The following is a 12,878-nucleotide window of genomic DNA, read 5'->3' as shown; positions in this document are numbered from 1 at the left end:
GCAAAAATGCAATTAACTCCGGTCATCCGTCGAGGTCTCGTTGATTTGAGCCGATGACGTGCCGCTTGGCGAACTAAGTGCATTTTTACGGCTATCGCCTTCGAATGCCGGCGCCGGAGAAGCCGGCGGGAGCGAGCCTCCCGCCGTCGTTCCGACTGTCTCGCACGTACGATGCCGAGGCCGGTCTTTACTGGTTCTTGGCCGACGCGAGGTCGGTCGTCGCTTGCTTGGCCGCGGCGTCGAGCTCCTTTTTCACGTCGATCGGCTTGCCCAGCATCATCTTGTCGAGCACGGTCTGCATCGCCTTTGCGCCGGAAGCGCCGAAGAACTCGCTCGTTTTTTCCGGGAATTCCTTGATGTTCGGGATGTCGTCGAGGAACGGCTTCAGGTGCTCATCCGTTGCCTGGCCGAGCTTCTCCGTCGTGGATTTGACCGCCGTGAAGGCGAATTCGGCCATCACTTCCTGTCCTTGCGGACCGGTCAGATACTTCAGATAATCCCAAGCCGCATCCTTGTTGGCCGACTTGGAGTAAAGGCCGTAGCCCGCGTAACAAATCGTGTTGGCCGCACCGCTCGGACCGACCGGCATTTGCGCGACGCCGAAGCTGAGATCCGGATTTTTCTTGTATTCGGCGACCGGCCAGCGGCCCGTCATCGACATCGCGACCTTGCCCGCCGCGAACAGGTCGACGCCTTGAAGCGCCGCGGAGTCGGAGCTGGACGGGCTGATCTTGTCTTTCAGATACATATCCTGGTACAGCTCGAGCGCTTTAACCGTGCCGTCGCTGTTCATGTAGCCTTCGAACGATTGGCCGTCCGGGCTGATGACGCTGCCGCCGTAGCTATTGATAAGCGGCAAAATCGCGCGCAGCCAGCCGCCCGGCAGTTCTACGCCCCATTGCGTCGTCTTGCCGCCTTTTTGCACCGTCAGCTTCTTGGCCGTCTCGTAGAATTGATCCCACGTCCAGCCCGTCTGCGGATATGCGACGCCCGCAGCGTCGAACAGCTTTTTGTTGTAATAGATCCCGATGTCCGAGTAGTCCTTCGGCAGCGTGTAGTATTTATCGCCCAGCTTGCCGACGTCCAGCACGCTCGTGTAATAATCGTTCAGGTCGATGCCGGAGGCGCCCTGGATGTAAGGCGTCAGATCCTCGAGCGCGCCCTTTTGCATGAACATCTTCACGTCGCCGTCGCCGATCTGGAAAATATCGGGGGCCTGGCCCGCCGCCACTTGCGTCAGCAGCTTTGTCCCGTACTGGTCGGGCACCGACTCGATGTTGATCTTGACGTTCGGGTGCTCCTTGGTGTAGTTGTCCGCGATCTGCTGCTGCTGCTTCAGGCCGTCTCCGCCGTCCCATGTGCCGACGCGAAGCGTGACGTTTTTCGCTTCGGCGGAAGCGGATGGACTGGCCGAGGTGGAAGCGCTTGCGGATTGGGTCGCGCCGTTCGTCGCCGCAGCCGAGGAAGAGGCCGCGTTATTGTTGTTGTTCCCTCCGCATGCCGTCACCGCCATTGCAGAAGCCAAACCGAGTGCAAGTAATGCCGTTCCCCTTTGTCTCATGGACGAACACTCCTTTGGTTAGGTGTGAAAATATGTTAAAGGGAATCCGCCGCCGCGAAGGCGCGCGGCGGAGCCTCTAAAACCGTTGTCGGCGCCTGCGCCGGCTAAACGCCGGCGCCGGTCGGCCGCCGCTCGTCGACCTGAACGGCGAACCCGCTCGTATTGCCGACGACGTCGACCTCATAGCCGCCTTGCGGATCGCGCCGAACGTCGACGTCCAGCGTACCGGCGCCAAGCTTGATGCGCCGCGCCCGGAGCCGGTTCACGCCCGGCGGCAGCGCGGGCGCGAGCCGGACGGCGCCGCTTGCGCCGTCGATCGCGAGGCCGAGCATCGCCGTCAGCATGACGAGCGGCGTGCCGGCCGCCCAGGCCTGCGGCGAGCAGGCGACCGGATAGCGGACCGGTCGGCCGCGCTCCTTCGCATAGCCGCAGAACAGCTCGGGCAGCCTGGCATTCTCGAAGTGAGCCGCTGCCGCCAGCAAGCCTTCGATGACGGTGCCGCTTTGTTCCGGGAAGCCGCCGGCCGCGAGTCCCATCAGGCACATCGAATTATCGTGGGGCCAGACGCTGCCGTCGTGATAGCTCATCGGGTTGTAGCCCGTCTGACCCTCCGCCATCGTGCGGATGCCGTAGCCGCCGAACAAATCCGGCGCCGTCAGCCGCTTCGCCACGGCGGCCGCCCGTTCCGGCGCGAACATGCCGGAAGCCAGCGCGTGTCCCGGATTGGAGGTGACCGAGCGGACCTGTCGGCCGTCGCGATCCAGCGCGATGGCGTAGTAGCCTTCGTCCGCCATCCAGAACGCCGCTTCGAAGCGTTCCCGCAGCGTCTCCGCCTCCTCGGCGAGCCGCGCGGCCCATCCGCGCCAGTCGCGGCCCGGCTCCTCCGGCAAACGGGGAAGCTGCTCGGCCAGCAGCCGCTTCGCCTGATACACGTAACCTTGTACTTCGATCAACGCGATCGGCGTCCTCGCGTAAGCGCCGTCCTTGTGGACGATCGAATCGGCCGAGTCCTTCCAGCCCTGGTTCGCGATGCCTTTGGCCGACTCGCTGTGATAGGTGACGAAGCCGCCCGCGTTCGCGGCATTGCGGTCGATCCAGCCGAGCGCGGCTTCGGCGTTCGGCAGCAGCTCGCGCAGCGCGGGCAGGTCGCCGGTCCACTTGACGTACTCGGCCAACAGCACGAGGAAAAGCGGCGTCGCGTCGACCGTGCCGTAGTAGGGCGTAAACGGCACCTGGTTCGTGTTCGCCAGCTCCCCGCGGCGCATCTCGTGCATGATCTTGCCCGGCTGCTCGTCGCGCCAGGCGTCGTCGCGCTCGCCTTGATAGCGCGCCATGGTGCGGAGCGTGGCGAGCGCAACCTCCGGCCTGACGGGCAGCATCTGCAGCGCGGTGATGAGGCTGTCGCGTCCGAAGAGCACCGCGTACCATGGAAGTCCGGCGACGGGAAAGCGGCCGTGTCCTTCGTCGTTCAGCAGTACGCGCAGATCCATCAAGCCTCTCGCATACAAGGCGTCGAGCTTCGGGTCGTCCGTCTCAAGCGTCGCGGACGTTGCCGTCCACTCGGCATAATCGGCCTCCAGCCGCGCCAGCGCCTCCGCCCTTGGCGCGGCATCCGGCTCGACCTCTCCGAGCGACGGAATCAGCAGCAGCTCGAGCGACCGCGAGGCGCCAGGCGGCAGGGTGACCGCCAAGCGAACCGTTCCGTCGCCGCCTGCTTCGGCCTCCGGATCGTCCCAGCGAATCCGCAGCGCGCGCCGGATGCCGTCCGCCCCGGTATAGCCGAAGCGCAGCGCGCCCGCCGATGCTTCCGGCGATTCAGTCGTGCCTAGTTTGCCCCCCATGAACCCTCTTACGACAAACATGTCCGTGAAATCGGCCTCGAACCGAAGCGACAGGTCGAAGGACAGCTGCGCCGGGCTGAAGTTGGTCATCGTCAGCTTGTCGTAGAGCACGTCGCCGTAGATAAATCGCGTTCTGCGCAGTTCCACGGATTCTCGCCAAAGGATCAGCTTGCCGTCCTCCTCCATATGAGGGTTGGTCAGCACGGTCTCGGACAGATAGTTCTGATCCGCTTCGGAAGAAAGGACAATCGGCTTGCGGCCATTGATCCGAAGTTCCATACGGCTCAAAAACCGGGTATCGCTGCGATACAGGCCATATCCCGCCTGCTGCCCTTCGCCCGCGTCGGCGGGAGGCGGAACGACATCGCCGGAAAGATCGGTCAGAAGGAAAAGGTCGTTGTCTTTAATCACCCGGTAATCCATGCGGCATTTCTCCTTCTTGCAGTTGGTCGGCGGCGCGCGTTGTCGAATGAACCGCTTTCAATTTATCTTCAAGGTTTTCCAAAACGTTTCGGTTTTTGTGGAAATAAAAACGCCTCTCAGTCATCATGGCTTGAAGCCAGGCGATTACCCGGAAAAAGGCGCTGTGCTCTGACGGACGATCAATTCAGATTGAAGCGTGATCTTGCGGCCGATGTCCCGGTTCTCCAGCATATCCACCAAGAGCTGCGCGGCCTGGTAGCCCATCGCGTAGCGGTCCTGGCGAATCGTGGTCAGCGGCGGCGAACAGTGCGAGGCGATGGCGATATCGTCGTAGCCGACGATCGACATGCGCTCCGGCGCCCGGTGGCCGTGCCGTTCAAGCGCCCGCAGCGCGCCAAGGACCATCAGGTCGCTCGCCGAGAAAACGGCGGTCGTGTCGGGATGCTGGTACAAGATGCCGTACATGGCCTCGAAGCCGCCTTCTTCCTTGAAGCCCCCGTTATATACGAGCTTGGGGTCGAAGGGGATGCCTGCACCCGCAAGCGCCTGCCGATAACCTTCCAGCCGGTCCCGGCTGACGGCCGCTTCGTCATGGCCGTTGATCATGGCGATCCGGCGGTGGCCGAGCCCGATCAGGTGATTCACGGCCGCGGCGGCGCCGCGTACGTTATCCGTCGTGACATGCCCCACGTTGCGGCTCTCCGCCGGAATATCGATGAGCACGCATGGAAAGTTGGTCTTGTGCACGACCTCCTCGAGGTACGGATCGTGCAGCCGAAGGCCCGACAGAATGGCGCCGTCGACATTGCGTTCCTTGCACAAATCGGCGTACGACTTGGACAGCTGCTTCTTCGGATTGGTGCTGAAAAGCAAAATGTCGTAATCCAGCTCCACCGCGCGGTCGTTGATGCCGCAGAGCGTCTCGAAGGCGAGCGAGTCCTTGGCGCCTTCGCGGTTGATCTCGGACAGGATCACGCCGATCGTGCGCGTCTTCTTCGTAACCAGGCTCCTCGCTACGGCGTTCGGCCGGTAGCCCATCTCGTCGGCGATCGTCTGTATGCGTTTGCGCGTCTTCTCGTTCACGTCGCTGTAACCGTTGAGCGCCCGGGAGATGGTCGTAATGGACACGCCGGCGGCCTTGGCCAGGTCTTTGATTGTCGTCAACGTATCCACCCCTTTACCAAAACGTTTCGGAAGCTCGTGTAGTCATTATAAATCCGGATGTAAGCCTTTGCAAGAGTAAAAATTAAAAACGTGTTAAGAAAGAAGACAACAAAAAAAGCTTCCGGTTCCGGATCTCTCCGTTCGCGAAGCTTGATTTGTATGCGGCGCGAGGTTCGCGAATATATCCGCGGCGTGCGCCTTTATTGCTCCATTTGTTTGGCCAGGAAGCCGGCTGCCGTCTCGACCATCTTGCTCTCCATCTCGCCCATTTTCATGCCTTCTTCGCGGCTAAGCAGCACGACCGTCCCGATCGGATCGCCCCCGGCTACGATTGGCGCGGCTACGAAGGAGCTCAGACTTTCGCTGGTGTCGCGCAGCAGCTCGAATTGACCGGCGCTGGCTTCGAGCGTGATCTTGCGGCTCTCCATGCAGTTCTCGAGCGTCTGGCCGATGGCCTTGTCCAGATATTCCTTCTTGGATGCGCCCGCTACGGCGATGACGGCATCCCGGTCCGAGATCAGGCAGATGTGGTTCGTGCTCTCGGCAAGCGATTCGGCATACTCCTTGGCGAAGTCGCCCAGCTCGCCGATCGGCGAATACTTCTTAAGAATGACTTCCCCGTCGCGGTCCACGAAGATCTCAAGCGGATCGCCTTCGCGGATGCGGAGCGTCCTGCGGATTTCCTTCGGGATGACTACCCGGCCCAGATCGTCGATGCGGCGTACTATTCCGGTTGCTTTCATGGTTTCGAGATGCCCCACTTTCCTTGGATGTTTTGGACCATGGCCCGAAGCCGCATCAGGTACGGCATACGGCATGTATGACGAACGCGGTAGCTCAGGGATAAGGATTGATCTTTTACCATGGGAGTAGTATTTAACCCCTCCCAAATTCTTATGCGCTCGCCCACCGGCAGGCGCGCGACCAGCCCTCGTTTTCCAGTTATTACCCTCCGCCGTCCGGGCATGAATCAAAGAATAGGTCGGCGAAAAGAAAAGGCCGTCCCGGTCCCCATGAAGAAGGAGACCTGCCGGACGAGCCTTTTTACGATTTGCCTATTGAATGTTGTCTGCGATGCTCTTCGCGAAAATCTCGCTGCCGTCTGCGGCGCGCGTGGATTCGTGCGATCTCGTGGCTTCTTCGATCTGACCGAACGACCAGCTCGACGCAGGTACGTCAGGGAAGGAAGCCTCCACGCCGCCGAGCGGTCCGCGGTACAGCAGCCTGTTGATCATGGTCACCGCTTCTTGGCGGACGATCGGCGCGGATGGCTTGAAGGTGCCGTCTTCGTAGCCGGTCGTCAGCGCGTTGCGGAACAGCGCTTCGATCGCTGCCGACGACCAGCGGCCCTCGGCGTCCGCGAACTTCGAATCGAGCGGCTTCGCGACCTTCAGCTTCAGGTAGCGGACCATGACCGCCGCCAGTTCCTCGCGGGTGACCGGGCTGTCCGGGTGGAAGCTGCCATCCGTATAGCCCGTGAAAATGCCGTTATCCGAGGCGATGCGGATGTATCCGCTCGCCCAGTGTCCTGTGCGCACATCGCTGTATTGCGCCTTAAGCGTCGTGCCGCCGCCGTCGATCAGGCGCGCGATGATCGCCGCCAGTTCCGCGCGCGTCAGCGTCCGGTTCGGAAGGAACTTCTTGTCCGGATAGCCAAGAATGTAACGAATATGCGAAACGTTGCCATAGCGGTTGGAGAAAATAAGCAGCTTGGCCGATGCTTCCGCGTTGGCTGCGTCCTCGGCTGCAAGGTTCGCTGCCGACGCCTGGGCAACCAACTCGGCCATCCGCTCGGCGGCATCGATCTGCGGCCACTTCAGCTTGACGACATATTTTCCGCCTGCCGACACGTCTACCGTGCCCGGTTTCCAGACAATCTTGCCGTCCGATACCGTACCGCCGGCAGCGTCCACCACTTCCGCGCCATCGGGAATCGCGAGCGTGATTTGCGCATCCTTGGCAGCGGCGTCGCCGTCGTTTTTATATTGGACGGTCACGGCCGCCGTGCTGCTCTCTTCATAGGTGCTGCGATCGATCGTGACATTGACGATCAGATCGGGCTTGCCTGTCTGCTCGGGCTCTGCCGGCGTCGACGGACCCGTCGGGCCGCCCGGCGACGGCGTGCTCGTCTGAGGCGTCAGCGGCACGTCATGACGTACGATCGCGTACTCGACCGGAATCGTCGGACTGACGTACGTATCGTAACCGGCAGCCGTCACGACCAGATAGTAGTCGGTCGTCGGGTACACCATGTAGGCGTATTTGCCGCCGCCCTTGCTCGTCTGCGGATTGGCATTGTCGTTCGGCGCGAAACCTGGGATTGCCGGTAATACGACTTCGGTGCCCGGCGTGATGCCCGCGGCTCTGTTGCGCGGCGTATCGGCATAGTAGAGGACGACGTGCGCGCCGTCGACTGCCGCGTTTGTTACTTTATCCGTAATGTCGCCGTACGGGTCGATCAGCTCGTCCAGAATGTTGAGCTCGCCGTCCGCGGACAGCTCGAACTTCGGCAGCGTGCCGTCGTTGTCGACCGCGTTCATGATGATTTCCTTCGCCGCGCCGCCGCCTTGGGCGTCAGGCAGACTGTACACGATCGCCAGGCCGTACTTCTTGCCTTTGACCAGGCCCGGAATGCTGAACACGCCGCTCGGATCGAGCGCGAACGCGTCCTGTCCGTTTACCGTTACGAACGCGCCGGTGTCGGGATCCTGAATCTTGATCTTGATCTGTGCCGCCATATCGCGATCGTCCGAATCCTGGTCGTCCAGCAGCTTCTGCGAGCCGTCGGGCTTCGCGAGCACGATGATGCCCGTGGCGACCTTTTCCGAGTCGAAATATTCTTCGCCGCCGCCCATAATCTCGCCGACCTTGGCGGTCTGCTTGAACGACACTTGCTTCGTCTCGCCGCCTACCGTGACCGGCTTGATAATCTCGATGCTGTAGACGAGATCTCCTTCGGGAACCGGTATGGCGTATTGCCCCAGTTCGTCCGTCGTCGTCTCGGCGGAGAAGCCGGTCGTCGCGTTCGAAATGCGGACCGTAACGCCTTTTTCAACGACGCGGTGGCCGTTAACCGTCGAAGCCACGACGCCGCGGATCGCAGCGGGTTGGAACGTGACGTTGATCTGCTGGTGGCTATAAATACCCTTTGCCGTGTCGTGCACGTCCGCAGTTACGGGAATGACCTGAGAGACCGTGCTCGAAATTTTGGACGTCTTATACGGAATGACCGCTTTCCCGGACGCATCCGTCACGGCTTCGTCACCGTCCGGGAATGTGCCGGACGTCGCGCCGAACTTGACCGTAACGCCTGGAACAGGATTATTTTCACTGTCCAGCAAGGTCGCCGTCAGCTGCGTCGTGGATTTGCCGTCACCGATGAGCGTGTCCGGATCGGCTACCAAACGGATGACGTACGTGCCCGGCTCCGCAATCACGATCGTCACCTGTGCAGGTGCCGACGTTGCGCCGTGGTTGTCGGTGACCGTGAAAGTAAAGCTATCCTGGCCGCTGTAGCCCGGAGTCGGTTGGTACGTATAGGTGCCAGTATCGGCATCTATCGTAACCGTGCCGTGCTCAGGACCGCTTGCCTTGGCAAAGGTGAGCGTGTCGCCAGAATCAAGGTCGCTGCCGTGCAGCTGGCCGTTATATACAGCGCCGTTCACGCTAATGACAACGTCTTGCGGAATGGCGGTCGGCTTCTGGTTCGTGACGGTGATTGACACTGTCGCCTCGTTGGAGTCTGCCTTGCCGTCAGTTGCCTTGAAGGTGAAGCTGTCGGTGCCTACGTAATTGTCGTCCGGCGTGTACGTATAGCTGCCGTCCGGATTCACCGTGACCGATCCATGCACCCCATTCGTAACCAGGGCATATGTCAAGGTGTCATTCGTATCTGCATCCGTGGCGGACAACGTACCGCTTACCGGCGTATTCAGATGCGTAGATTTGGAACCGTTGGTCGCCACCGGCGCCACGTTTGCAGGCTTGATCGGACCAAAGCCCGTACTCACGACCGGTGTGCCCGTCAATACGCCTGCTACCGCGACCGGCGTCACTTCGAAGAAGAGGTACTTATTCGTGTCGCCTGCCACCGGCGTGTAGGTTAATCCCGTTTCGTTAGTAATTTCGACCTTGCCCGTTCCGTCCTGATTGCTGCCGACGTACCATTTGAACGTCGAGGTGCCTTGAGAATTGCTGTCGGCATCCGAGTAATCATAACTGCCCGTCAGTTGCTGGCCGACTTCGTCGATGCCGTCGATCTCCACGTTCGTCGCCACCGGCGCCACGTTCGCCGGCTTGATCGGACCAAAGCCCGTACTCACGACCGGTGTGCCCGTCAATACGCCTGCTACCGCGACCGGTGTCACTTCGAAGAAGAGGTACTTATTCGTGTCGCCTGCCACCGGCGTGTAGGTTAATCCCGTTTCGTTAGTAATTTCGACCTTGCCCGTTCCGTCCTGATTGCTGCCGACGTACCATTTGAACGTCGAGGTGCCTTGAGAATTGCTGTCGGCATCCGAGTAATCATAACTGCCCGTCAGTTGCTGGCCGACTTCGTCGATGCCGTCGATCTCCACGTTCGTCGCCACCGGCGCCACGTTTGCCGGCTTGATCGGACCAAAGCCCGTACTCACGACCGGTGTGCCCGTCAATACGCCTGCTACCGCGACCGGCGTCACTTCGAAGAAGAGGTACTTATTCGTGTCGCCTGCCACCGGCGTGTAGGTTAATCCCGTTTCGTTAGTAATTTCGACCTTGCCCGTTCCGTCCTGATTGCTGCCGACGTACCATTTGAACGTCGAGGTGCCTTGAGAATTGCTGTCGGCATCCGAGTAATCATAACTGCCCGTCAGTTGCTGGCCGACTACGTCGATGCCGTCGATCTCCACGTTCGTCGCCACCGGCGCCACGTTTGTAATCTCTGAAGAATCCGTTGCCGGCGTGGAAGGATTACCATTTGCGTTAACCACGCTGGCCGTCACCTTAACGACGCCCATCGTCAATGAAGACAAATCGACCGTCTTGGTGTAGCCGCCTCCGCTCGCAACACTTGTGGTAAAAGTAAGAATCTTTCCTGCGAAATCTTCGACCGTAATCGTGACCACATCACCGGTTGAAGCCTTCGTCGTCGTACCCGAGAGAACGACATTAGGGAGCTCTGCAGCAGACAGCTTTCCATCGGTACCGTCCTGGACCTCCACGTTAATTGTAGGAGAATCTGCGTTACTATAGGTTGCGGGGTCACCGAATATACCGCCGGGCGCACCAAAATTAAGCGAGAATTGTCTCCCTACTCCACTGCCATTATTAAGAGGGCCCGTATTGCCGATCAACACGCTAATCGTCTGAACGGGCGCATCGTAGTGGGCAATAAACGAAGCCGTATTGTCAAAGCTCACGTCCGGGAGCGAATTGAGGACTCCTTTAAATCGTGTGCGGCCGCCACTCGGACGATCGCTGACAGGCGAGTTTGCATCATAGATGGTCAAACTTGTTCTGTAGCCTGTATTACTCGAATTTATATCGCCAACTTCATAGCTCGAGAATCCCCCCGACTTCGGCATATTCCTGGTAGGAACTGTTGCCGTCCAGGTCGATCGCCGTCAGATTAAAGCCTTTCAGATAAACAGGATCGCTCGTCCCGCTTTGTACAAAGCTGATCTGAAACAGGATCCCGCCCGCTCCCCCCGCTTGTAGATATCGTCGGATTAAACCGTCGGAGGATATCAGCGGATTTTCCGGACGGGTCGTCGTCCAACAAATTCAGGGTGGCCGTCGTATCCTTGCTGACGATCTTGACCAGCGCATCGACCGTAATGTTGTTTTTGGTCAGTACATTTTTATAACGATACACGTTGCCTACCGCATTGCCCGAGGTCCCGGATTCCCTTGAGGGATTGTTGGTCGACGAATTCGACGTAAAATCAAGATAATCGCTATTCGTTAAAGGCACCAGCAGCGGCTCGGAAGCCGCGCTTGCCGCGGGCGGCGACAAGGAAATCGAAGACCCGATCAGCGCGACGATTAACAAATTTAAGAAAAGCCTCTTCATCCATTTCGATTTACTGACGTGGTTCGCTAACATGGAGAACGAATCCCTTCTTTCTTAAAATAAAATGTCGAAAATACAAAGAAAAATTTACCAACATCCTCCCTTGTACTATTGCTTTCTTTCATTTTCAGGCCTTTTTAACCATTATCAATGATCGTTCTGAACAACTACTGAACAAATAGCAGCTAAAAAAAATAAAGCCCGCCCGGTCTCCATAGACCTTAAGGACGAGCTCTGTTTAATTTCCTTTTTTATAGATATAAAATTTATCCGATCCGACTCGCCTGACTAGGCCTAAGCCCCAGTAACGTCTGCCGCACCGCTGCCCAGACATCCCAAAGCGTCTGCTGCAGCACCCATGCGGCCGACGCCGACGCCGAGACGGACAAACCGTGCCGCCAGGTCAGCGCCGCGCCCGCGATCAGCTGCTCCTGCGCAAAGGGGAGCTCCTCGAGCGCCTTCCTTACGATCTCCAGCAGCCCCGGCGTCACCCGGTCCGAAAAAACAACAAACGATCCTAGGTGACTGTAATCTCCCCAAGCCCCTTGCGTCGCCATCCGCTGCAAGGCCGGCCGGATCAGCTGCCGCTGATGATGGATCAACTCACCCTCGTAATAAACGGACAAACGATTGTCCAACGACTCGTATTGAAAAGCCTCTCCCCGCAGCATCCTCCCCCGGGCACAGCACCTCGCCCTGCATCCAGACGGCGCCGGGGGCCAGCTCGACGACCGTTCGGTTGTCGAAGACGGCGTCCCGATAGAGCATGACGGGCTTCATCATCGTCTCCACGACGGCGCCGGCACCGATTCGATAACAGCTCTCCATCGACGCAGCCTGACCGAGCCCGCACGGATGAACTTTGGTGAAGCCTTGGTTCGTCAGCACAAGATGCGTGCCGGCCTCCGCCTCCCAGCTCAGTCCATAGCGGTCGCCCGCCAGCATGCCCGGCGAAGCGTCCATCAGCATGACGCCAAGCGCGCCTCCTTCGGGAAATGTCTTGGCGATCTTGATCGGCGACGTGCAGTAGCGGCGAGCCAGGACGGTCGCGCCGCCCCGCAGCTCGGCCGCGGCTTCCAGCACCGAAGGGCGGCCGGCACCTCCGTCAGCGGTGGCTGTGCTCGATGCCATGAGCATGCTCGTATTCATGCGCGAGCCAGGAGACGATCTCCGCCACGCCTTCTCCTCCGCGCAAATTGGAGAATACGTAAGGCCGATCCCCGCGCATTCGCTTGGTGTCCGCCTCCATGACCGCCAGGCTGGCGCCGACATGCGGAGCGAGATCGGTCTTGTTGATGATCAGCAGGTCGGATCGCATAATGCCCGGACCGCCCTTGCGCGGAATCTTCTCTCCCTGCGCGACGTCGATGATATAGATGAAGCGATCGGCCAGCTCCGGGCTGAATGCCGCGGCCAGGTTGTCGCCGCCGCTCTCGATCAGAATGAGCTGCAGGCCGGGGAATCGCTCTTCAAGCTCGTTCACGGCCTCGAAGTTCATGGAGGCATCCTCCCGAACGGCCGTATGCGGACAGCCGCCCGTCTCCACGCCGATGACGCGCTCTTCCGGCAGCACGCCCGTGGCCAGCAGGATGCGCGCGTCCTCCTTCGTATAAATATCGTTCGTGATCACGCCGAGACTGAACCGCGACTGGAGCTCGCGCGCGATATTCTCGAGCAGCGCGGTCTTCCCCGATCCGACGGGGCCTCCGATGCCGATGCGCATGGGGCGCGAGCCCTCGAACGCCGGCTGCGACCACTCGGGGTGATGGTGTCCCGGTCCTTTTCCTTGGCACATTTCGCATTCCTCCTATTAAATAGCGTTGCGTTAAATAGGCTT

Annotated in this window: 9 protein-coding genes; all 9 read right to left on the bottom strand. The window is 59.9% G+C overall.

Features of this window, described 5'->3' with window-relative positions:
* Window positions 1-187: 187 nt before the first annotated feature.
* Window positions 188-1,561 (bottom strand): ABC transporter substrate-binding protein, encoded by a 1,374-nt coding sequence (locus tag OMP40_RS05725; RefSeq protein ID WP_277529908.1) that lies wholly within the window; start codon window positions 1,559-1,561, stop codon window positions 188-190.
* 104 nt (window positions 1,562-1,665) lie between these two features.
* Window positions 1,666-3,825 (bottom strand): amylo-alpha-1,6-glucosidase, encoded by a 2,160-nt coding sequence (locus OMP40_RS05720; protein WP_277529907.1) that lies wholly within the window; start codon window positions 3,823-3,825, stop codon window positions 1,666-1,668.
* Window positions 3,826-3,969: 144 nt separating this feature from the next.
* A complete protein-coding gene (locus OMP40_RS05715) occupies window positions 3,970-4,989 on the bottom strand; it encodes a LacI family DNA-binding transcriptional regulator (protein ID WP_277529903.1) in 1,020 nt (339 codons plus the stop codon).
* A 200-nt stretch (window positions 4,990-5,189) separates the two neighbouring features.
* Window positions 5,190-5,732, bottom strand: a complete 543-nt coding sequence (gene spoVT, locus OMP40_RS05710) for a stage V sporulation protein T (RefSeq protein WP_277529898.1) — start codon at window positions 5,730-5,732, stop codon at window positions 5,190-5,192.
* Window positions 5,733-6,044: 312 nt separating this feature from the next.
* Complete coding sequence (locus OMP40_RS05705; protein WP_277529896.1) at window positions 6,045-10,094, bottom strand: Ig-like domain-containing protein; 4,050 nt, start codon at window positions 10,092-10,094, stop codon at window positions 6,045-6,047.
* 503 nt (window positions 10,095-10,597) lie between these two features.
* Window positions 10,598-11,074: a hypothetical protein gene (locus OMP40_RS05700; RefSeq protein WP_277529894.1), complete on the bottom strand. Its 477-nt coding sequence runs from the start codon at window positions 11,072-11,074 to the stop codon at window positions 10,598-10,600.
* 233 nt (window positions 11,075-11,307) lie between these two features.
* Window positions 11,308-11,712 carry an urease accessory protein UreD gene (locus OMP40_RS05695; RefSeq protein ID WP_277529892.1) on the bottom strand — a complete coding sequence of 135 codons (405 nt, stop codon included), beginning with the start codon at window positions 11,710-11,712 and terminating at the stop codon, window positions 11,308-11,310.
* The gene (locus OMP40_RS05690; protein ID WP_277529890.1) at window positions 11,645-12,172 is read right to left on the bottom strand and encodes an urease accessory protein UreD; all 528 of its coding nucleotides are present in this window, start codon (window positions 12,170-12,172) and stop codon (window positions 11,645-11,647) included. Before OMP40_RS05690 ends, OMP40_RS05695 begins: the two co-directional genes overlap by 68 nt.
* Complete coding sequence (ureG, locus tag OMP40_RS05685; RefSeq protein ID WP_277529888.1) at window positions 12,147-12,836, bottom strand: urease accessory protein UreG; 690 nt, start codon at window positions 12,834-12,836, stop codon at window positions 12,147-12,149. The genes OMP40_RS05690 and ureG overlap by 26 nt, the downstream gene beginning before the upstream one ends.
* Between the last annotated feature and the right edge of the window lie 42 nt (window positions 12,837-12,878).

Origin of the sequence: Cohnella rhizosphaerae, from assembly GCF_029525575.1 — a bacterium.
GTDB classification, from domain to species: domain Bacteria; phylum Bacillota; class Bacilli; order Paenibacillales; family Paenibacillaceae; genus Cohnella; species Cohnella rhizosphaerae.
The sequence above is the reverse complement of the archived record's forward strand: the minus strand, read 5'-3'. Positions and strand labels throughout refer to the sequence as shown.